20 protein-coding genes and 2 pseudogenes are annotated in these 19,819 nt (G+C 62.8%); 16 read left to right on the top strand and 6 right to left on the bottom strand.

What is annotated here, in order from left to right; all coding sequences use genetic code 11:
• The first annotated feature begins 145 nt into the window (after positions 1–145).
• From mepA to modC, 5 genes are all read left to right on the top strand, one after another.
• Positions 146–1,126, top strand: a complete 981-nt coding sequence (gene mepA / locus V1277_RS17120; RefSeq protein ID WP_334417345.1) for a penicillin-insensitive murein endopeptidase — start codon at positions 146–148, stop codon at positions 1,124–1,126.
• Positions 1,123–1,647: a Spy/CpxP family protein refolding chaperone gene (locus V1277_RS17115; RefSeq protein WP_334417344.1), complete on the top strand. Its 525-nt coding sequence runs from the start codon at positions 1,123–1,125 to the stop codon at positions 1,645–1,647. Before mepA ends, V1277_RS17115 begins: the two co-directional genes overlap by 4 nt.
• Before the next feature lie 199 nt (positions 1,648–1,846).
• The gene (modA, locus tag V1277_RS17110) at positions 1,847–2,632 is read left to right on the top strand and encodes a molybdate ABC transporter substrate-binding protein (RefSeq protein ID WP_334417343.1); all 786 of its coding nucleotides are present in this window, start codon (positions 1,847–1,849) and stop codon (positions 2,630–2,632) included.
• A complete protein-coding gene (modB, locus tag V1277_RS17105) occupies positions 2,632–3,327 on the top strand; it encodes a molybdate ABC transporter permease subunit (RefSeq protein ID WP_334417342.1) in 696 nt (231 codons plus the stop codon). Before modA ends, modB begins: the two co-directional genes overlap by 1 nt.
• Before the next feature lie 3 nt (positions 3,328–3,330).
• Positions 3,331–3,990: a molybdenum ABC transporter ATP-binding protein gene (modC, locus tag V1277_RS17100; protein WP_334417341.1), complete on the top strand. Its 660-nt coding sequence runs from the start codon at positions 3,331–3,333 to the stop codon at positions 3,988–3,990.
• A 111-nt stretch (positions 3,991–4,101) separates the two neighbouring features.
• On the opposite strand, the gene ilvD is transcribed toward modC, so the two are convergent.
• The 3 genes from ilvD to V1277_RS17085 form a co-directional block, all read right to left on the bottom strand.
• On the bottom strand, positions 4,102–5,946 hold the full coding sequence (ilvD, locus tag V1277_RS17095; RefSeq protein ID WP_334417340.1) for a dihydroxy-acid dehydratase: 1,845 nt from the start codon (positions 5,944–5,946) through the stop codon (positions 4,102–4,104).
• 137 nt (positions 5,947–6,083) lie between these two features.
• Positions 6,084–7,277, bottom strand: coding sequence for a CaiB/BaiF CoA transferase family protein (locus V1277_RS17090; RefSeq protein ID WP_334417339.1), 1,194 nt, complete (start codon positions 7,275–7,277; stop codon positions 6,084–6,086).
• A gap of 213 nt (positions 7,278–7,490) precedes the next feature.
• Complete coding sequence (locus tag V1277_RS17085) at positions 7,491–8,420, bottom strand: glycine reductase (protein WP_334417338.1); 930 nt, start codon at positions 8,418–8,420, stop codon at positions 7,491–7,493.
• Positions 8,421–8,696: 276 nt separating this feature from the next.
• Here V1277_RS17085 and V1277_RS17080 point away from each other — a divergent pair, with 276 nt between their 5' ends.
• Both V1277_RS17080 and V1277_RS17075 read left to right on the top strand, forming a co-directional pair.
• On the top strand, positions 8,697–8,981 hold the full coding sequence (locus tag V1277_RS17080) for a hypothetical protein (protein WP_334417337.1): 285 nt from the start codon (positions 8,697–8,699) through the stop codon (positions 8,979–8,981).
• Positions 8,982–9,174: 193 nt separating this feature from the next.
• Complete coding sequence (locus V1277_RS17075) at positions 9,175–9,402, top strand: dodecin (protein WP_028350994.1); 228 nt, start codon at positions 9,175–9,177, stop codon at positions 9,400–9,402.
• Between the two features lie 77 nt (positions 9,403–9,479).
• Here V1277_RS17075 and V1277_RS17070 read toward each other — a convergent pair whose 3' ends face one another.
• Positions 9,480–11,273: a potassium/proton antiporter gene (locus V1277_RS17070; protein WP_334417336.1), complete on the bottom strand. Its 1,794-nt coding sequence runs from the start codon at positions 11,271–11,273 to the stop codon at positions 9,480–9,482.
• Between the two features lie 222 nt (positions 11,274–11,495).
• Here V1277_RS17070 and V1277_RS17065 point away from each other — a divergent pair, with 222 nt between their 5' ends.
• The 4 genes from V1277_RS17065 to radC all read left to right on the top strand — a co-directional run bounded on the left by V1277_RS17065 (position 11,496) and on the right by radC (position 15,785).
• The gene (locus V1277_RS17065; RefSeq protein WP_334417335.1) at positions 11,496–12,806 is read left to right on the top strand and encodes a mechanosensitive ion channel family protein; all 1,311 of its coding nucleotides are present in this window, start codon (positions 11,496–11,498) and stop codon (positions 12,804–12,806) included.
• Positions 12,807–12,922: 116 nt separating this feature from the next.
• Positions 12,923–13,747, top strand: a complete 825-nt coding sequence (gene map, locus V1277_RS17060) for a type I methionyl aminopeptidase (RefSeq protein WP_334417334.1) — start codon at positions 12,923–12,925, stop codon at positions 13,745–13,747.
• A gap of 256 nt (positions 13,748–14,003) precedes the next feature.
• On the top strand, positions 14,004–14,963 hold the full coding sequence (locus tag V1277_RS17055; protein ID WP_334417333.1) for an MBL fold metallo-hydrolase: 960 nt from the start codon (positions 14,004–14,006) through the stop codon (positions 14,961–14,963).
• Between the two features lie 108 nt (positions 14,964–15,071).
• Positions 15,072–15,785 (top strand): RadC family protein, encoded by a 714-nt coding sequence (gene radC / locus V1277_RS17050; protein WP_334417332.1) that lies wholly within the window; start codon positions 15,072–15,074, stop codon positions 15,783–15,785.
• Positions 15,786–15,843: 58 nt separating this feature from the next.
• On the opposite strand, the gene V1277_RS17045 is transcribed toward radC, so the two are convergent.
• Positions 15,844–16,863: a YaaC family protein gene (locus V1277_RS17045; RefSeq protein WP_334417331.1), complete on the bottom strand. Its 1,020-nt coding sequence runs from the start codon at positions 16,861–16,863 to the stop codon at positions 15,844–15,846.
• Between the two features lie 103 nt (positions 16,864–16,966).
• Here V1277_RS17045 and V1277_RS17040 point away from each other — a divergent pair.
• From V1277_RS17040 to V1277_RS17025, 5 genes and pseudogenes are all read left to right on the top strand, one after another.
• A pseudogene (locus V1277_RS17040) lies at positions 16,967–17,125 on the top strand (JAB domain-containing protein); the annotation flags it as partial.
• 117 nt (positions 17,126–17,242) lie between these two features.
• Positions 17,243–17,410, top strand: a complete 168-nt coding sequence (locus V1277_RS17035) for a hypothetical protein (RefSeq protein WP_334417330.1) — start codon at positions 17,243–17,245, stop codon at positions 17,408–17,410.
• Between the two features lie 138 nt (positions 17,411–17,548).
• Positions 17,549–17,638 (top strand): annotated as a pseudogene (locus V1277_RS35015) (RadC family protein); the annotation flags it as partial.
• 66 nt (positions 17,639–17,704) lie between these two features.
• Entirely contained in the window at positions 17,705–18,622 is a 918-nt protein-coding gene (locus V1277_RS17030; protein ID WP_334417329.1) for an aldo/keto reductase, read from the top strand.
• On the top strand, positions 18,622–19,305 hold the full coding sequence (locus tag V1277_RS17025; RefSeq protein WP_334417328.1) for a DUF6064 family protein: 684 nt from the start codon (positions 18,622–18,624) through the stop codon (positions 19,303–19,305). The genes V1277_RS17030 and V1277_RS17025 overlap by 1 nt, the downstream gene beginning before the upstream one ends.
• Before the next feature lie 11 nt (positions 19,306–19,316).
• Here V1277_RS17025 and V1277_RS17020 read toward each other — a convergent pair whose 3' ends face one another.
• Complete coding sequence (locus tag V1277_RS17020; RefSeq protein WP_334417327.1) at positions 19,317–19,811, bottom strand: DUF3237 domain-containing protein; 495 nt, start codon at positions 19,809–19,811, stop codon at positions 19,317–19,319.
• Positions 19,812–19,819: the final 8 nt, after the last annotated feature.

The following is a 19,819-nucleotide window of genomic DNA, read 5'->3' as shown; positions in this document are numbered from 1 at the left end:
CGTGAGTTGACCCCGATGCGGGTGTTTGCGCGGATTGTTGCGCTGGCGTGGGGACCACGCAATTGTGCTAGCCGCGCCTCTCCCCTGTTGCCGATTTCGTGCTACGGTTGCGCGAATTGAGTGATCCCTGAAACTCTCTGGTCCGATGAACCCCCGCCTGTTTCTGATCCCCCTCATAACCTTGCTAGTCGCCTCCTATGCCGCAAGCGCATGGGCGCAGGACAAGGGCACGATCCATCCAAAACCGCTGCCGCCGCTGGCCAATCCCAACGATCCCAACGTCGCTGCCAAGGAGTTGTTCGGCCGCAAGGTGCTGCCGACGGCAATGCCGACGCGCGTGCACGGGTTCTATGCCCATGGCTGCATCTCGGGCGCGGAAGGGCTGCCGATCAACGGCGATAACTGGCAGGTGATGCGGCTGTCGCGCAATCGCTATTGGGGCCATCCCGACCTGGTCGCACTGGTCAAGCGGCTGGCCGCAAGAGCGCGCCGGGATGCTGGCTGGCCCGGCATATTGGTCGGCGACATGTCGCAACCGCGCGGCGGGCCGATGTTGACCGGGCATGCCAGCCATCAGGTGGGGTTAGATGCCGACATCTGGCTGACGCCGATGCCGAACCGGCAATTGTCGCGCAATGAGCGCGAGGAAATGTCGGCGGTGATGATGGTGCGCAACGACCGGCTCGATATCGATCCACACGCCTGGACGCCGACGCATCTTGCCGTGATCCGCGCCGCCGCGCAGGAGCCAACGGTGCAGCGCATCTTCGTCAATGCCGCGATCAAGAAGGCGCTGTGCCGCGAGGCCAAGGGCGACCGCGACTGGCTCCACAAGGTGCGGCCGATGTACGGCCACGACTACCATTTCCACATCCGCATGAAATGCCCGCCCGGCGCCAGCGAATGTGAAAGCCAGCCCCATCCGAACGAGGGCGAAGGCTGCCAGCCTGCCGACCTCGCCTACTGGTTCAGCGACGCGGTGCTACATCCGAAACCGCCGAAAGTGCCGCCGAAGCCGAAGCCGCCGATGACGATGGCGGCGCTGCCGCCCGCCTGCAAGACGGTGCTGAACGCGCCGGATGCCAAACACGAAGTGTCAAGCAGACCCAGCGGAGAACAACGATGAAGATTTGGCCCCTGATTGCATCGATCGCATTCGTCACGAGCGTGCACGCACAGACCCCTTATGCAGGAATGCAAACGCGCTCGATCAAGGCGCTATCGGAGCAGCAGATTTCCGATCTTGGCGCCGGCCGCGGAATGGGCCTGGCGCTGGCGGCCGAACTGAACGGCTATCCGGGGCCGTTGCACGTTCTCGAGCTTGCCGACAAGCTCGAACTCTCCGCCGAGCAACGCGCCAGCATGCAGCGCCTGTTCGATTCCATGAAGGCCGAAGCGATGCCGCTGGGCGCCAAGCTGATCGACCAGGAAGCCGAACTGGACAAGCAGTTTGCCACCCGCACCGTCACGCCCGAAAGCCTGAAGGCGTCCACCGCGGCCGTTGCCGCCACGCAAGGAATGCTGCGCGAGACCCATCTGAAATATCATTTGTCGACCGGCAGCATTTTGACCCCGTCGCAGATGACCAAATATGCGGAGTTGCGGGGTTACGGCGGTGGCGGGCACAAGCGACACCATCACCATTGACAGCCCGGCTGCACCTTGCAAGCCGGTGCAGCCGCCTTTACCTCCTTTCCCATCCTGACTATTGTCAGGGCTGGCGATATCCGATCGACCGCAAGTCTTTCGGGGAATACCGGAACGGCGCTTCCGATGGTCGCCTCACCCAACCAACGCCTGGCTTGCGCGCGGCAACCGCAGCTCGCAATCATGCATGGAGCGCCCGATGAATCGTCTAGCCGGCCTCGTCCTGGCCTTCGCCGTGTCACTGGCAGCCATCCCCTCGCCCGCCCCCGCGCAGGAAAAATCGCTGACCATCTTCGCCGCGGCCTCGATGAAGAATGCGCTCGACGAGATCGACGCCGCCTATGCCGCGAAGAGGGGCGTCAAGATCACCGTCAGCTATGCCGCCAGTTCTGCGCTCGCCCGCCAGATCGAACAGGGCGCACCGGCCGATATATTCATCTCCGCCGATACCGACTGGATGGACTACGCAATCGGGAAGAAGACCATCAACGAGTCGAGTCGGGTCAATTTGCTCGGCAACAGCATCGTGCTGATCGCACCGAAGGATTCGAAAATCGACCATGTGAACATCGGCCCCGGCTTCGATCTTGCAAAACTCGCCGGCGACGGCCGGATCGCCACCGGCGACGTGAAATCCGTGCCCGCCGGCAAATACGCCAAGGCGGCGCTGGAGAAGCTCGGCGCATGGCAGGCCGCCGAGCCGAAATTTGCGATGGCCGTCGACGTTCGCGCCGCGCTGACGCTGGTGGCGCGCGGCGAGGCCGCGCTCGGCATTGTCTATTCCACCGACGCCAAGGCCGAGCCCGGCGTCAAAATCGTCGGCACCTTTCCGGCCGATTCCCATCCCGCGATCATCTATCCGGTCGCGGCGACGATAACCGCGAAGCCGGAAGCCTCAGACTACCTCGCCTTCCTGCGCTCGACCGCGGCGAAGACCATTTTTGAAAAATACGGCTTCAAATTCCTCGTCAGCCCGTCAACCTGATGTTCGAGATCTCGCCCGCCGAATGGACCGCCATCCTGCTGTCGCTGCGGGTGGCCATCATGGCAACACTGGTGGCGACGCCGTTCGGCATCGCGTTGGCATGGCTGCTGGCGCGGCGTGAGTTCTGGGGCAAGTCGGTCCTCGACGCCCTGGTCCATTTGCCGCTGGTGCTGCCACCGGTCGCCACCGGATATTTGTTGCTGCTGACTTTCGGCCGCCGTGGCCTGGTCGGGGCGTGGCTCGCCGACAACCTTGGCATCGTGTTCGCGTTTCGCTGGACCGGCGCCGCGCTTGCCTGCGGCATCATGTCGTTTCCGCTGCTGGTGCGGCCGATCCGGCTCTCGATCGAGGCGGTCGACCGTCGCCTCGAACAGGCAGCAGGCACGCTGGGCGCAGCGCCGTGGCAGGTGTTTGCGACGGTAACCCTGCCGCTGGCGCTGCCGGGCGTACTCGCCGGCATGGTGCTCGGCTTTGCCAAGGCAATCGGCGAGTTTGGCGCCACCATCACCTTCGTCTCCAACATCCCCGGCGAAACCCAGACCATTTCGTCGGCGATCTATTCGCTGATCCAGACGCCGGACGGCGATGCCGCGGCGGGACGGCTCGTGCTGATTTCGATCGTGATCGCGATGGGCGCGCTGATCGCGTCCGAATGGTTCGCGCGGCGCGCAACGCAGCGCCTGCACGGGAATTGATCCATGCTGCGCGTTGACGTCACCAAGCAGCTCGGCGAATTCTCGCTTGAGGCTTCCTTCGAGAGCCAAGGCCGCGTCACCGGCCTGTTCGGCGCGTCCGGCGCCGGCAAGACCTCGCTGATCAACATGATCGCAGGGCTGTTGCGGCCCGATCGCGGCATCATTGCACTCGACGATGAGACGCTCGATGATACGTCCGCAGGCCTCCACGTGCCGCCGCACCGGCGCCGGATCGGCTACGTGTTTCAGGACGCCCGGCTGCTTCCGCATCTCGACGTGCGGCAAAACCTCGACTACGGCCGGCGCATGAACCGTCTCGCGGCGGATCCCGCGCAATTCGCGCGCATCACCGACCTGCTCGATATCGGCCATCTGCTCGATCGCCGTCCCGGAAAACTCTCCGGCGGCGAGCGCCAGCGCGTCGCGCTCGGCCGTGCGCTGTTATCGAAGCCGCGGCTGTTGTTGCTGGACGAGCCTCTGGGATCGCTCGACGAAGGCCGCAAGGAGGAAATCCTGCCCTACCTGGTGCGGCTGCGCGACGAAGGCATCCCCATGGTCTATGTCAGCCACGACGCGGCCGAGCTGCGCCAGCTCGCGACACAGATCGTGATGCTCAAGCGCGGCCGCGTCACCGCGCTCGGCGGCGTCAAGGTGCTGACGTAGGCAGCGAGGGTTTTGTAGGATGGGTGGAGCGCAGCGATACCCATCGCCATGAAAACCGGAATTGATGGGTATCGCTGCGCTCCACCCATCCTACAATCGATGGCTAGAATCTCACTCCGGCACAATCCGCACCGCACCGCGGGCGGCGCTTGTCGTCAGCGCGGCATAGGCCTTCAGCGCCGTCGTCACGTTGCGGCTGCGCTTCTTGGCCGGCTTCCAGGCATCCGCCCCGCGGGCCAGCATGGCTTCGCGGCGCTTCGCCAGCGTGGCGTCATCCACCACGAGGCTGATCGAGCGCGCGGGGATGTCGATCTTGATCAGATCGCCGTCTTCCACGAGGCCGATCAGACCGCCTTCAGCCGCTTCCGGCGAAATGTGTCCGATCGACAGGCCCGAGGAGCCGCCGGAGAACCGGCCATCGGTGATCAGCGCGCAGACCTTTCCGAGGCCCTTCGATTTCAGATAGCTGGTCGGATACAGCATCTCCTGCATGCCGGGTCCGCCGCGGGGTCCCTCATAGCGGACCACGACGACGTCGCCGGCCTTGATCTTGCCACCCAAAATACCTTCGACCGCGGCATCCTGGCTTTCAAAAATCCGCGCCGGTCCTTCGAACTTCAAAATGCTCTCGTCGACGCCCGCGGTCTTCACGATACAGCCGTCGAGCGCGAGATTGCCCGAGAGCACCGCGAGGCCACCGTCCTTGGAAAAGGCATGCGCGGCGTCGCGGATGCAGCCCGTGGCGCGGTCGGTATCGAGCTCCTCGAACCGGCGCTCCTGACTGAAGGCGACCTGCGTCGGCACATTGCCCGGCGCCGCCGTGAAGAACTTGCGGACGCTTTCGCTCCTGGTCTGCTTGATATCCCAGCGGCCGAGCGCGTCTTCCAGCGTCTTAGAGTGAACCATCGGCAGGCCGCGGTTGAGCAGCCCGGCGCGGTCGAGTTCGCCGAGGATGGCCATGATGCCACCGGCACGGTGCACGTCTTCCAGATGCACGTCGGCGACCGAAGGCGCGACCTTGCACAGCACCGGCACCCGACGCGACAGCCGATCGATATCCTGCATCGTGAACGGCACCTTGCCTTCGTAAGCCGCCGCCAGCAGATGCAGCACCGTGTTGGTCGAGCCGCCCATGGCGATGTCGAGCGTCATCGCGTTCTCGAACGCCTTGAAGTTGGCGATCGTCCGCGGCAATGCAGTTTCGTCATCCTGCTCGTAATAGCGCCGCGCCAGGTCGACGATCAGGTGGCCAGCCTCTACGAACAATCCCCTGCGGTCGGCATGCGTCGCCAGCACCGACCCGTTACCCGGCAGCGCCAAGCCAAGCGCCTCGGTGAGGCAGTTCATGGAATTGGCCGTAAACATGCCCGAGCACGATCCGCAGGTCGGACACGCCGAGCGCTCGATCACTTCCACGTCCGCATCGCTGACATTGCTGTCGGCGGCTGCGACCATGGCATCGATCAGATCGACCGCGCGGATCTTGCCCTTGAGGTTGACCTTGCCGGATTCCATCGGACCGCCGGAGACGAACACAGTCGGGATGTTGATCCGCAGCGCCGCCATCAGCATGCCGGGCGTGATCTTGTCGCAGTTGGAGATGCAGACCATCGCGTCGGCGCAATGCGCGTTGACCATGTACTCGACGCTGTCGGCGATGATTTCGCGCGACGGCAGGCTGTAGAGCATGCCGTCATGGCCCATCGCGATGCCGTCGTCGACCGCGATGGTGTTGAACTCCTTGGCGACGCCGCCCGCCTTCTCGATTTCGCGCGCGACGAGCTGGCCGAGGTCCTTCAGGTGCACGTGGCCGGGCACGAACTGGGTGAAGGAATTGACCACCGCAATGATCGGCTTGCCAAAGTCTTCGTTCTTCATGCCGGTGGCGCGCCAGAGGCCGCGGGCGCCCGCCATGTTGCGGCCGTGGGTCGTGGTTCGGGAACGATAGGCGGGCATGATCTATCCTTCTTGGATCGGGAAAGGCGTCTTTTAGACGGTAAGCCCGGCCGCTCAAAGCGGCTTGGTGCAGGGTCGCCATGCGCGGGCATGCTCAAAACGGGACAGGTCTAAGGGCGCCCCTGCCCCGGCTACCGCTAGACGATTTCGCGCGCGCGCAGTTCCGCGATCGCCTTCGTGTCATAGCCGAGCGAGGCCAGCACCTCGTCGGTGTGGGCGCCAAGCGCGGGCGCCATGCGGTCTAGCCGTCCGCCGCCATGGGCGAGCTGAAAGCCGCTGCCGGCAAAGCGCAGGCGGCCATAGGGCGTATCGATCTCCTGAATGGCGCCGCGCGCGGCGATCTGCGGGTGGTCGATCACCTCCTCGATCTTCCAGATGCTGGCACAGGGCGCGCCTGCGGCTTCCAGGAGCTTTTCCCACTCGCGCGGGTCCTTCTTGGACAGCGCCTCCTCGATGATGGCCCGCTGCGCCGGCTCGTTTTCCTGACGGGCAAACCAGTCAGCAAAGCGGGAATCCTCGAGCGCATCGGCGCGGCCAAGCGCGGTCATCAAGGCGCGGTATTGCTTCTCGCTGTTGACGGCCAGCAGAAGATAGCCGTCGCCAGCCTTGAACAGGTTGGCGGTGGGCCTTCGGCTCACGGCCTGATTGCCGGAAAGCTGCTGGCGGTGGCCGGCGACCGAATAGTCCGCAACCTGCCCGGACAGAAACGCCAGCGTCGCCTCCAGCATGGAGACGTCGACCATCTGACCCTTGCCGGTATGGGTGCGCTGGAACAGCGCGCTCGACACGCCAAAGGCTGCGGTCGCTCCCGACAGCACGTCGCAGACCGCAAAGCCCGCCCGCGTCGGCCCGGTCTCGGGATGGCCGGTGATCGACATGATGCCGGATAGCGCCTGGATCTTGCCGTCATAGCCGGCTCCCAGTCGTTCCGGCCCGGTCTGGCCGAAGCCGGAAATGGCGCAATAGATCAGCCGCGGGTTGATCTCAGACAGCGCGGCATAGCCGATGCCGAGCTTGTCCATCACGCCCGGGCGGAAATTCTCCATCACCACGTCGGCCTGGGCGGCGAGTTGCTTGGCGATGGTGATCGCTTCCGGCCTCGAGAGGTCGAGTGTCAGGCTGCGCTTGTTGCCGTTGATCGCCTGCCAGCCCGGCGCGAGCCCGCGTTCGGCCCATTCGCGGCTCAGCGGCGTGCGGCGCATATCCTCGCCCTCGCGTCGCTCCACCTTGATGACGTCGGCCCCGAGCAGCGCGAGCTGGTAACTCGCATAGGGGCCAGCCAGCACTTGCGTGAAGTCGAGAATCTTCACGCCTTCGAACGGTCGGGTCAAAGGGGTATCCTCCTGCTTCTTCTCCCCTTGTGAGAGAGATGGCCGTGAAGTCCACCCTCCCCTGGAGGGGGAGGGTCGCCGCGCAGCGGCGGGGTGGGGTGACGGTCTCTCCACGTCCAACAGTGCCCGAGTGGAGAGATCACCCCACCCCGTCTCACATTTCGCTGCGCTCCATGTGAGCCGACCCTCCCCCTCCAGGGGAGGGTGACGGGGTCACGCCGCCCGGTTGCCGCGCGCGATTTCCTTCTGCTTGTCGAACTCGGCGCGGCGGCGCGCCAGTTCTTCCGGGCTCATCTGCGAGATGTTGTTGTAGTCGAGCTTCCAGGAAGCATCCTCGCTCCAGCGCAGCGGTGACTGCATCGTGGTGCGCGCGCCGGCCGCGGACTCGAGCAGCCGCAGCGCCAGCTCGAGCGTGAGCGCCTGCGACTCCAAATCATGCGGCCTGCCGGCGGAATTGCCGAGCGGGAAGTCCGAAAACAGGAAGCGCGGCGCGGCCGCGTATTCGACAATATCCTTGGCGCAGCCCATCACCACGGTGGCGATGCCGTTGGCTTCGAGGTGGCGAGCCACCAGAGCAGAAGTCTGATGGCAGACCGGGCAGTTCGGCACGATCACGGCGGCATCGACCTTGTCGGCAAGGCAGCGGGCGAGAATGTCGGGCGCATTGACGTCGATGGTGACGCGGTGACTGCGATTGGTCGGCGCCCCGAAGAAGCGCGGCGCAACCTCGCCGATCCGTCCCGCGGCGGCGGCTTTCAGAAGCTGCGGCAGCGGAAACCAGGTGCCGCTGTCGGTTGCCGTGGTGTGCTTGCGGTCGTAGCCGATATGCGAGATGCGCAAATCGTGCTCTTTCGAGGTGTCGCCGTCATAGACCTGGTAGAACTTGGCGCTGCCGTTGTAGGCCGCGCCCGGTCCCTGATCGCCCTTGGTGGGATCATACTGGGCGGCCGTGGTGACGATGGTGACGCGCGATTGCGCGAGCGGCTTTTTCAGCGACTGGAACGGCGCGTCGACATAATGCGCCCAGCGGTAGGGCGTGGTGTAGCCGATCGCCGCGTAGTAGTCGCGGGTCCGCTGCATATAGGGAACGGGAGAATCATAATCGGGTGCAAAGCCGAGCTGGTCGTCAGAGGGTCCGGACATTGTTGTGTCTCTCCTGCGTTTCCACCGTGCGGGCGTGAAGCGGCCTTGCCCCGCAGGCTAATGATACTCGGTTCGTTCCTCAACTGCGGATATTGCATCAGACCTGCGCAGGATCGCCCTTCCTGACCGCACGAGCAAAGGCGGGTGCCACTGAACGCTTGCTGCGTGCTGCAGGTCACACCTGAACGCGCGTTCATAAAAATCCCTCGAACTTTCTCCGTACGCGGCTCGTCTCACAGGCATAGCAGGCAATCACGCCTGGATTGGAGAATGTAAATGTTTCGCAAGATTACCCTCGCTGCCGTCGCCGCCGTTGCCATGACCGCGGCTGCGGTCGCACCGGCGTCCGCCGGCGGCAAGCATGGTGGCCATCATGGCCACGGTCACGGTCATCATGGACATGGTCATCACGGCCACGGTCATCATGGACATCATGGGCATGGTCACTGGGGCCATCGCCACTTTGGAACGTCGTTCTATGTCGGCGGAAGCTGCTACAAGACCATCTTTACCAAGTATGGTCCGCGCACCGTGTACGTCTGCGCTCCCTACATCTATTGAGGGTGCATAGCACTTGACGGGAAGGCCTCAGCCGACGGCTGGGGCCTTTTTTGTTCGCTGAATCGCCTATTAGCCGACGGCTTTCGACGGAACTGAAGAGCTTGAGAACTCGTTCAGAATAGACACGCTCCTGATCGCATCAGAACGTTGAACAGGAGGAAGCAGGCACCAATCGCCGCAACGGAGGTTTGCAATGCCCAGTACCGCTGGAACGACGGATCACGTTTACAAGATCCTGGATCTCGCCGGATCGTCCGAAAAAAGCATCGAGGATGCCATTCAGAACGCCATCACCCGCGCATCAAAGACCATTCGCGAATTGAAATGGTTCGAGGTCGTGCAGACCAGAGGCCATATCGAAAATGGATCGGTTCGCCATTACCAGGTCACCTTGCGGGTCGGGTTTACGCTGGAGGAGTAACTGCGGCGCAACGCGCCCCGCGTCGAATCCAAACGGCGCGCCCTGTGACGGACCACAGCCAAGGAAGGCTGCGGCGATCAAACGCCTGCCACCGACGACCAGACCTCCGCAAGCTTGCGCTTGAAGGCCTGCCAGCTTGTCAGGGGCAAGACCTTCTCCTCGTCTTCCGGCAGCCGCAGGCCAACCACGTTGACGCGGCCGCCGCTGATATTGCGTGCGACAAGGACGATGGGATCCAATACCAGCTCCGCGCCTGCTTTCGGCGTGTGGTCGAGATGGATATCGAAATAATCCGATAACGTCAGCTTGCCCTGATCGTCACTGATGGCGACGCCATAGACCTCCGCCAGTTCACCCAGCGTGTGCTCGCCCGACACCATGAAATCCCCGAGCAGATGCGGGTCGGGCGCCGTGCTCGGCGGCATATCGACAAAGAAACGGTCCAGCGCCTCGGCCTTTTCCGGCGGCGCCAGCAGATAGACGTAGTCGCCGGCTTCGATCGGATCGGCCTCGGCGGGCGAGAGAATCCGCTCGTCGCGGATCACGAGCGTCGGCTTCGACCAGGATGGCGTAAGGCCACGACGGAAATACAGGCTCTTCGCCCGCACAGGGTAGCCGACCAGTTGCTGCTCGAGCTGCCCGGGCAGATCGAGCTCGACGCGCCGCGGACCGCGTTCGATGCGCGGCAGCGCCACGTGCAGCCATCGCGCCGCCGGCGCCAGTGTCCAGCCCTGCAGCAAGAGCGAGATGATGACCACGACAAAAGCGACGTCGAAATAGAGATAGGCCTTTGGCAATCCGACCAGCATCGGGATCGAGGCGAGGAAGATCGCGACCGCGCCGCGCAGGCCGGTCCAGGCGATGAAGATCTTTTCCCGCCAGTTGAATCGGAACGGTACCAGGCACAGCAACACCGCGATCGGCCGCGCCACCAGCATCAGCACCAGCGCCACGATCACGGCCGGACCGACGCTATCCAGCAGGCGCTGCGGCGACGCCAGCAGCCCGAGCAGGACGAACATCACGATCTGCGCCAGCCAGGTCGCGGCATCGAGAAACGTCACCACCGAATTATGGGCGCGCGTCGGCCGGTTGCCGACGATGATTCCCGCGAGATAGACCGCGAGAAAGCCCGACGCGTGTGCAATCTGCGCTACACCGAAAACCACCAATGCAGCGGTCGTGACGAAGGGCGCATGCAAGCCCTGCGGCAGCGCCATGTGATTGAGCGCCAGCACCACCAGACGACCGCCGACCACGCCGAAGATGGCACCGAGCAGACCTTCGCGCGCGAGTTCGAATGCGACATGTCCGGGTGAGCTTTGACCGATGGAGATGAATTCGACCAGCATCAAGGTGAGGAAGATCGCGAACGGATCGTTGGTGCCGGATTCCGCTTCCAGCGTCGCCCCCACACGGGGACGCAGGCGCAGGCCCTGGGTGTGGACGAGCAGAAACACCGCGGCAGCATCGGTCGACGCCACCACCGCGCCGACCAGCAGCGACTCGGTCCAGTTCAGGTCGAGCGCATATTTGGCCACGGGCGCTGATATCAGCGCGGTGAGCAGCACGCCAACTGTCGCCAGCACCATCGATGGGGCAAGCACCGTGCGAATGCTCTGAAACTTGGTTCGCAAGCCGCCGTCGAACAGGATCAGCGCCAGCGCCACCGAGCCGACCAGATAGGTGGTGCGGACATCATCGAAGCTGAGCTGGCCCGGCCCGGCATCCCCCGCCAGCATGCCGATCAGGAGGAACACCAGCAGCAGCGGCGCCCCGAAGCGCAACGCAAGCAGGCTCGACAGGATGCCCGCCATCACCAGAATGGCGCCCAGAAAGATGGCGATGCTGACCGAGTCGAGAGAAGTCATGAACCTCCGATATCGTCGCAAATACTTGCAATTGCATCCTTATCGTTGCCACACTTGATCGCCAACCCATTTATGCGATCGCGGCAATGTGCCCGATTTACCGGCCTGACCTTGCCCCGTTGCGGCGTATCGATGGCATCCGCACGTCGCCTGTGAGAATCTGCCTGCTATTCGCGAATCACCTTTGTCTGATGGGGCCAGAGCCTCGAACGAGAATTTCCGATGGACCTGAAAGAGATCATCGAGATCCTGCACAACGCCGCGCGTTCGGTCGGCGCGGAGGTCACCTCGCCCTGGTTCTATCTGCAACTGGGGCTGATCCTGACGGCCGCAGGCATCGCCTGGGCCGGCGCGACCGCCGTGCGCTCCAGGATAGACGTTTCGTCGGTTGCGATGGGCTGGCCGGCGCCGTTCCGGCTGTTCGTCCGCGTGCTGGTCGGCAGCACGTCGACGGCGGTGTTCGCCCTTCTGATGACGCTGGCGCGCGGGGTCATGATCGCGTCGACCTGGCCGAGCCGTAGCTATCTGCTCGCGGTTGCCGCCAAGCTCGCCTTCGCGTGGCTGGTCATCAACCTCGTTACCTCGGTGATCCGCAATACCTTCGTGGTCCGGCTGGTGTCGATCTCGGCCTGGCTGGTCGTGGCCCTGAGCGTCCTGGGCCAGCTCGAGCCGGTGGTCGAGGCGCTCGACTCGGTCTCGATCGTGCTCGGCGATCTCAGGTTGACGCCGCTGCTCCTTATCAAGCTCGGCGCGCTCCTGATCGTGGCGCTGTGGCTGACCAACATCGCCAGCAATTTCGTGGAAGGGCGCATCACCCGGTCCGGCGATCTGACGCCGTCGATCCAGGTGCTGCTGGTCAAGATCGTCCGGTTCACGCTGATGGTATTTGCCATCGCAGTTGCCCTGAGCGCGGTCGGCATCAACCTCGCGGCGCTCGCGGTGTTCACCGGCGCGGCCGGCGTCGGTATCGGCCTCGGCCTGCAGAAGATCGTCGCCAACTTCATCAGCGGCATCATCCTCCTGGTCGACAAGTCGGTGAAGCCGGGCGATCTCGTCACCATTGGCGACAACACCGGGCGCATCAGCACGATGAAGACGCGCTACATCTCGGTTGCCGCCGGCGACGGCCGCGAGTTCCTGATCCCGAACGAGGATCTGGTGACGCAGAAGGTCGTGAACTGGACCTATACCGACAAGAACACGCTGGTGAAGGTGCTGTTCAGCACCAATTACGACGCCGATCCGCGAGCGGTGTGCAAGCTGGCCATCGACATCGCCGGCGCCGTGCCGCGCGCCATCAAGAACAAGCCTCCGAACTGCATCCTGACCGAATTCGCCGAGGCCGGCATGAAGTTCTCCCTGACCTTCTGGCTGCCCGATCCTGACGGACTCGACAACGTCAAAAGCGACGTGATGCTGGCGCTGTGGGATGCGTTCAAGCGGGAGGGGATCCGTGTTCCCTATCCGGTCCGCGAAATCCGGGTCCGCGGCGGCGCGCTGCCGGTCGAGCCCGTGGTGGAAGTTTCCGGCTAGATGCAAGCCTTTTAAAGCCGCGCCGTGGCCCAACCTCGGCTTGCACTGACCGGTTGGATCATTAAATTAGGCATTCAAAATCAGCCCTTTTTCCGTTCCAGAAGTATGACCCGCCCATGAGCTATATCGAAGCCACCGACACCTCCTTGCGAAAAACCGGCCAGATCAAGCTGCATGGCGCCAGCGGCTTCGCCGGCATGCGCAAGGCCGGCGCGCTGGTGGCCAAATGCCTCGACGAGCTCACCGACGTCGTCAAGGCGGGCGTTCCGACGTCGCGGATCGACGAATTCGTCCGCGACTTCGCCTTCAGCCATGGCGCCTATCCGGCGACGCTGATGTATCGCGGTTACCGCTACTCGACCTGTACCTCGATCAATCACGTGGTCTGCCACGGCATGCCGGGCGACCGCGCGCTGAAGGAAGGCGACATCGTCAATATCGACGTCACCTTCATCGTCGACGGCTGGTATGGCGATTCCAGCCGGATGTATGTGATTGCTCCGATCGCCCGCAAGGCCGAGCGGCTGATCGAAGTCACCTATGAGGCAATGATGCGCGGCATCGCCGCGGTGAAGCCCGGCGCCACCACCGGCGACATCGGCCATGCCATCCAGAGTTTTGTCGAGCCGCAGGGCATGAGCGTGGTGCGCGATTTCTGCGGCCATGGCCTCGGGCGCATGTTCCACGACGAGCCCAACATCATCCATATCGGCCGGCCTGGTGAAGGCGTGATGCTCAAGCCCGGCATGTTCTTCACCATCGAGCCGATGATCAATCTCGGCAAGCCGCATGTAAAAATCCTGTCCGACGGCTGGACCGCGGTGACGCGTGACCGCTCGCTTTCGGCGCAATTCGAACATTCGGTCGGCGTGACCGCGACCGGCGTCGAGATCTTCACGCTGTCAGAGCGCAACGGCGAGAAGCCGCTGGCGGCCGCCTAAACTCCGCTTCGCCCCAATCCGGCTACATCGAACGCAGTCGGCTCAACTTTTTGGTTGCGATGAACGACGCGACTGCTTGCTGCCAAAGCGGCCTGTTGCAAGTCGTTCTCAATACGACATCGCCTTCCTGCCGCCAGTCAACTAATCCTAACCTTTGCGGAATAGGCCGGGCGCGCCGGTGTAGGACTCGGCACGGGGCGCCTTCCGGCAGCGAGAGCCTCTGGCGGGCTGGGGATCAACCAAGGGAGCAAGCGCAATGTTCGAGATTTCACGTCGCGATCTGGTCCTCGGGAGCACGGGGGCAGCACTCGTTTTCGGCCTCAAGGGACCGGTTTCTTTCATCGGCGCGGCGCATGCGCAGCGCGCCGCTGATAGCCTCAAATACAAGGTCGGCGAGATCGAGGCCTTCAGCCTGCATGAGGGCAGTGTCGAGCGCGCCGCCACTGAGGGAATGATCAAGAACGCCTCGCTTGAGGACATCAAGAAGGCGCTGACGGCTGCCAGCATCAACCCGGACAAGTTCGACAATCCCTTCACTGTCACCGCGATCCGGACTGGCGGCAAGGTCGTGCTGTTCGACACCGGTTTTGGCGGCAATGGCCCTGCGACAGTGGGCAAGCTCGCCGACAACATGAAGGCGGCTGGCCTTGATCCGGCGACGGTTTCAACGGTCGTGATCTCGCATTTCCATCCCGACCACATTTCCGGGCTGTGGGTGAAAGAAACCAACGCGCAGGTTTTCCCGAATGCGGAAATCCTGATGCCCGAGGTGGAGTACAAGTTCTGGACCGATCCGGCGCTGGTCGAGAAGATGCCCGAGAATATGCGGCCCCTCGTCAAGCGAATCCAGGCAACTTTCCCGACCTGGAAGAACATCAAGCAGTACAGTGACGGAGCCGACCTCGCGCCCGGCGTCAAGGCGATTGCCACGCCCGGCCACACCGTCGGCCACATGTCGTTCCTGGTCGCTTCGGGCGGGCAGCAGTTGTTCATCCAGAGCGACGTCACCGGGATGCACCAGTTGTTCGTGCGCAATCCCGGCTGGTTCTCGTCCTTCGACGCCGACGGGCCGAAGGGGGAAGCCACGCGGCGCGCGTTCTTCGACCGCGTCATCGCGGAAAAGGGCATGATCGCCGGCTATTACTTCGGCTTCCCGAATGTCGGCACGCTAACAAAGGACGGCAACGGCTACGCATTCGCGGCCGTGAAGGCCTGATCGCAGGTAAGAAGCGAAGGCGCCGCGCTATGTGTGCGGCGCCCTTTCTTCAGATGCTGTCGCACTTTAGAGTTGCAAAAGCTCGCAGGCGCGGCATGGTTACGGCCGATGCCCACCAAGACCAGCAATCCCCCGGATCAATCCACAGAGACGCCGCACTATCACGGCCATCGCGAGCGGCTGCGCGAGCGGTTTTACGGCGCCGGACCGGAGGCGCTGAGCGACTACGAGCTGCTGGAGATGGCGCTGTTTCCGGCCCTGCCCCGGCGCGACACCAAGCCACTGGCGAAAGCGCTGTTGAAAAAATTCGGCTCGTTTGCCGAGGTCATTCACGCGCCGGTGGCACGCCTGCGCGAGGTCGACGGCATCGGCGAGGCCTCGATCAACCAGATCAAGCTGCTCGCCGCGGCGGCGAGCCGGGTCGCGAAGGGTGAGATCAAGCGCAAGATTGCGCTCTCGTCCTGGAACGACGTGATCGAGTATTGCCGGAGCGGGATGGCGTTTGCCGACAAGGAGCAGTTCCGCCTGCTGTTCCTCGACAAGCGCAATCAACTGATCGCCGACGAGGTGCAGCAGACCGGCACCGTCGACCATACCCCGGTCTATCCGCGCGAGGTGATCAAGCGGGCGCTTGAACTGTCGGCGACCGCACTGATCCTCGTGCACAACCACCCTTCCGGCGATCCGACGCCGTCGCAGGCCGATATCCACATGACCAAAGCGATCATCCAGATCGCGACCCCGCTCGGCATTTCCGTGCACGACCACATCATCGTCGGCAAGAACGGGCACGCGAGCTTCAGGGGACTGAAGCTGATCTAATCTAGGCCGATAGGAACGGCGCACCTTGCTTGTATGAAGCGAAAGAGCGCGTCGCGATTCATGGATGGGCCAGGATATCTTCAATCATCTCAGCGACAAGCTCAGGGAACGTCTCCTCAACAAAGCGCTGAGCCCGATTGAGGGTAGGCCACAGAGCGTCGCCTTTATTGGCTTGCGCCACAGACACCCAATGTGTTGGGAAATAGCGCGCCAACATACCCAGCACAAATCCGACCATGTAAGTCACGCATAGCTGCGAGTATCTGTTACCGCTCGGCATCGGCGCAATGAGAAACAGATTTGGGATACTCCCGAACATCTTGTGGACATACGCGTGCATAAATTGAGGGGTACTCTTTGAAAACAGATCGGCACTACCCGTCAAGGTCGTCCATTGGTCGGCATCCTTCGTGACATATCCAAGCTTACAATAGGATTCTTCGAAGACCCTGAATGCCTTGCTCGGGACCTTGATGGTCACTCCACTCGCGTGTTCATATTTAATCTCATTGATGGAAGCGTACATAGCGTCGGCCCCTATGACGCGATGCTCTTTTGAAAGATCCGGAATGCGTGCCGTGAGCTGCCCGAGTGCGATTTCATCTCCAAGGATGGGCTGATCGTACTTAAGCCTCCAATCGACAGCACCAGACCTCACATGCATCGACAGTCGGTTCTCGGTATATTTCGCAAGGTCTGAGAAAAGTCCGGAACACGTCCGGATTTTCAATCCGCTCAACGCAGCTAGTCCAACCGATAGGTCGCCAGAGAGGTGTTTACTCCAGTCAATCGTCTCAAGTCCGTGGCCTTTCGTGAGCCCTTCTTCGCCGCCACCGCGCTTCAAGAGCAGCGTCAGCGCACGCGCCAAACTGGCCACGCCATAGAAAGTGAGTAGCGGTTTGACTGAATAATCGGCTGCATCCGAGTTACGAAAGAACTCCCGTCCTTGCTTCGCCGCCGCTGTAATCTCCTTCGCTCTGCGTGCGTTCAAGTCTCGACTATGTATCTTGTTGAACCACGCAGAAACGAGATCGCGACTTTCCAATGAGAGCAATTGCTGCCAGGTCTCGCGCTCCATTTGAACACCCCATAATCTCGAAAGTCACAAACGACAACCAACAGGTTAATATCATACCTAAATGCAACCAATGCACATGGTTATTGCGAACCGCATACCGCCACACAATCATCCCTCCGGCGATCCGACGCCGTCGCAGGCCGATATCCACATGACCAAAGCGATCGTCGAGATCGCAAAGCCGCTCGGCATTTCCGTGCACGACCACATCATCGTCGGCAAGAACGGGCATACGAGCCTGAAGGGGATGCGGCTGATCTAGCTAGTCGCCTGCATTTACCATTTATTAACTCTCCGCTTCGCGCTTTGGCGAACGCGTGAGAGAGTGGTTCATCGGATGAGAGGGGGTTGCTCATTCTCGATTGAGAGGGGATCGATGATGAATCAGCTAGCAGAGCGGATGAGAGGCGCGGCTCTTTCGATGAGCCCGGAGTACCTGGTCGACAAACTTCTGGACTGGCTTGAGGAACTGAGGGGCGCGCTGGCGCTTGCGGAAATCGACGGATTGGCCCGCAACGAGGTGCGAACCAGGATGCTGTACGATTGATCCGGCGACCATAGCGCGATGGCACGGTCGAACCACACAAAGGGCCGCCTCAAATGGGGCGGCCTTTTGCTCGTGCGGATCCGTCCCGCCGGAGGCGTTGTTTATGCGAAGCGCCTTGTCGCACGACATACGATCCCTATCGCTGCGCCACTCGGCATCTCCGTGCGCGACCACATCGTCGTCGGCGGGAACGGTCACGCAAGTTTGAGGGGACTGAAGCTGATCTAATGCTGTTTAGCTGAGGATGGCGCGCGCCGCATATTGGATCCGTGCGCCGCGATGATGGAGCCTCGGATGCAGACGACACGCCGAACGTTCCTGCAAACATCCTTTGCAACAACCGCTGCCGCGCTCTTGCCGACCTCTCTGCGTGCCCAACAAGGCCAGCCCGCGCGCCGTCCTATTCCCTCGAGCCGCGAGGAGATGCCGATCGTCGGACTGGGAACCTGGATCACCTTCAATGTCGGCAACGATCCGGTGCTCAGGGACGAATGCGCAAACGTCATGGCCGCCTTCTTCGAGGCGGGCGGCCGCATGATCGATTCCTCTCCCATGTATGGCTCGTCGCAACCGGTGGTCGGCTACGGCCTTCAAAAGCTCGGGCGGCCGGCTGCGCTCTTCTCGGCCGAAAAGGTCTGGACGTCCTCGGCGACGGCAGGCCCCGCCCAGATCGAGCAATCGCGTCGCTTCTGGGGCGTGCCGAAGTTCGACCTCGTCCAGGTTCACAACCTGCTCGCGTGGAAGGCGCATCTGCAGACGCTGCTCCAGATGAAAGCCGCCGGTACCGTGCGTTACGTTGGAATCACCACCTCCGAAGGCCGCCGTCATGATCTTGTCGAACAGATTATGCGAAACGAGCCTATCGATTTCGTGCAGCTCTCCTACAATGTCGTCGATCGCGAGGCGGAGGCACGGCTGCTGCCGCTGGCGGCAGAGCGCGGGATTGCGGTGATTGTGAATCGGCCGTTCCGGCAGGGCGAGCTGACCAATCGCCTCAAGAATAAGCCGCTGCCGGAGTGGGCGGCCGAACTCGGGGTGTCGAGCTGGGCGCAGCTCATGCTGAAGTTCATCCTGTCTCACCCGGCCGTCACCGTCGCAATTCCGGCGACCACCCGCGTCGACCACGTGCGCGAAAACCTCTCGGCCGCCGCCGGACCGATGCCGGACCTCGCCACGCGGCAGCGCATCTCGGCTCACGTGCAGGCGCTTTGATGTCGGAGTGGTGGACCTATCGCGCGGAGGATTTCCTGCTGTTTTCGCCGCGCGTCTACTGGCGCATGTTCGAAACGCACAATGCGGCGCTCTGGCCACTGCACGTCGTGACGCTCGCCGCCGGCCTCCTCATCATCCTGCTCATCGCGTGGCGGCCGGGAGTCTTTGCACGTTGGATCTCACTCATCCTGGCGATCCTCTGGATCTTCGTCGGGTGGTCCTTTCTGTGGAACCGCTACGCGACCGTCAACTGGGCTGCCGCCTATGTCGCGCCGGCTTTCGCCGTCGAAGCTGGGCTGCTCCTCATCTTGTCCTTGCGCGATGGCCTTGCCTTCGACCGCCGCGGGCCAGTCGCTTGGACAGGATATCTCCTCCTTGCCTCCGGAATTGCCGGACAGCCATTGCTTGCGCCGCTTCAGGGGCGCGGCTTGGCCTCATCCGAAGTCTTCGGCATCGCGCCGGATCCGACGGCGATCGCGACCCTCGGCGTTCTGCTGCTCGCCCGCGGCAGGCTTGTGCCATGGCTGCTGCCGATCCCCGTGCTCTGGTGCCTCCTGAGCGGTATGACACTCCGGACGATGGGAGAGCCGCAAGCCTGGGCTCCTTATGCCGCTGTGGCGCTTATCGCGATGGCCTGGATCTGGACGATCATCCGCCAGCGCGGATCGGCTCCGGCGGCGTGAATGCGCATCCGTCAGACGATCTGGGAAACATTGTAGGCGATGCCGCCCTCGACCAGGTATCCCGACCCGACGCAGACGATGTCGTTCATCCAGGCATATTGTTCCGCCCCGGTTTCGAACAGCGGGTTGGTGCGGAAGTAATAGCGCGACGGGTCAACCTGATACCGTTTCGCGGGATCAGCCATTTCTGATCGCAATTCGGGCGGCGTGATCCAGCGGCCGCCATAGGTCATGTGCACCAGCGCGCCGTCATGCGTGCGCAGCGTCAGGCGAACGTCGAGCGACATCGCGCCATCGGCTCGAAACAGCGCCCAGTCGCCGCCGCCGGGCACCACCTCGCCGCGCAGCTTTGGGCCTTCGAAGGTGCCTCCGGCCGCACCGAACAGGATGCGGCGGCCGAGCGGACCATCGCCGATGTTCAGTTTCGGATTGAGATCGACGACGATGTCGAACAATGGTGCCGTCCTGATCGCGGCGACCGGTTTGACGCGTGGATCTACTGTCATCATCTGGG

Origin of the sequence: Bradyrhizobium sp. AZCC 1588 (assembly GCF_036924735.1) — a bacterium.
Lineage (GTDB): Bacteria > Pseudomonadota > Alphaproteobacteria > Rhizobiales > Xanthobacteraceae > Bradyrhizobium.
This window is presented reverse-complemented; position numbering and strand designations above follow the sequence as displayed.

Coding starts and splice junctions, on each gene's coding strand:
- ilvD (WP_334417340.1), bottom strand. CDS start 5,946: ATGCCCGCCTATCGTTCCCGAACCACGACCCACGGCCGCAACATGGCG.
- V1277_RS17085 (WP_334417338.1), bottom strand. CDS start 8,420: ATGTCCGGACCCTCTGACGACCAGCTCGGCTTTGCACCCGATTATGAT.
- V1277_RS17045 (WP_334417331.1), bottom strand. CDS start 16,863: ATGGAGCGCGAGACCTGGCAGCAATTGCTCTCATTGGAAAGTCGCGAT.
- radC (WP_334417332.1), top strand. CDS start 15,072: ATGCCCACCAAGACCAGCAATCCCCCGGATCAATCCACAGAGACGCCG.
- V1277_RS17025 (WP_334417328.1), top strand. CDS start 18,622: ATGTCGGAGTGGTGGACCTATCGCGCGGAGGATTTCCTGCTGTTTTCG.
- V1277_RS17075 (WP_028350994.1), top strand. CDS start 9,175: ATGCCCAGTACCGCTGGAACGACGGATCACGTTTACAAGATCCTGGAT.
- modA (WP_334417343.1), top strand. CDS start 1,847: ATGAATCGTCTAGCCGGCCTCGTCCTGGCCTTCGCCGTGTCACTGGCA.
- V1277_RS17030 (WP_334417329.1), top strand. CDS start 17,705: ATGCAGACGACACGCCGAACGTTCCTGCAAACATCCTTTGCAACAACC.
- V1277_RS17020 (WP_334417327.1), bottom strand. CDS start 19,811: ATGACAGTAGATCCACGCGTCAAACCGGTCGCCGCGATCAGGACGGCA.
- V1277_RS17055 (WP_334417333.1), top strand. CDS start 14,004: ATGTTCGAGATTTCACGTCGCGATCTGGTCCTCGGGAGCACGGGGGCA.
- V1277_RS17065 (WP_334417335.1), top strand. CDS start 11,496: ATGGACCTGAAAGAGATCATCGAGATCCTGCACAACGCCGCGCGTTCG.
- modB (WP_334417342.1), top strand. CDS start 2,632: ATGTTCGAGATCTCGCCCGCCGAATGGACCGCCATCCTGCTGTCGCTG.
- map (WP_334417334.1), top strand. CDS start 12,923: ATGAGCTATATCGAAGCCACCGACACCTCCTTGCGAAAAACCGGCCAG.
- V1277_RS17080 (WP_334417337.1), top strand. CDS start 8,697: ATGTTTCGCAAGATTACCCTCGCTGCCGTCGCCGCCGTTGCCATGACC.
- V1277_RS17035 (WP_334417330.1), top strand. CDS start 17,243: ATGAATCAGCTAGCAGAGCGGATGAGAGGCGCGGCTCTTTCGATGAGC.
- V1277_RS17115 (WP_334417344.1), top strand. CDS start 1,123: ATGAAGATTTGGCCCCTGATTGCATCGATCGCATTCGTCACGAGCGTG.
- mepA (WP_334417345.1), top strand. CDS start 146: ATGAACCCCCGCCTGTTTCTGATCCCCCTCATAACCTTGCTAGTCGCC.
- modC (WP_334417341.1), top strand. CDS start 3,331: ATGCTGCGCGTTGACGTCACCAAGCAGCTCGGCGAATTCTCGCTTGAG.
- V1277_RS17070 (WP_334417336.1), bottom strand. CDS start 11,273: ATGACTTCTCTCGACTCGGTCAGCATCGCCATCTTTCTGGGCGCCATT.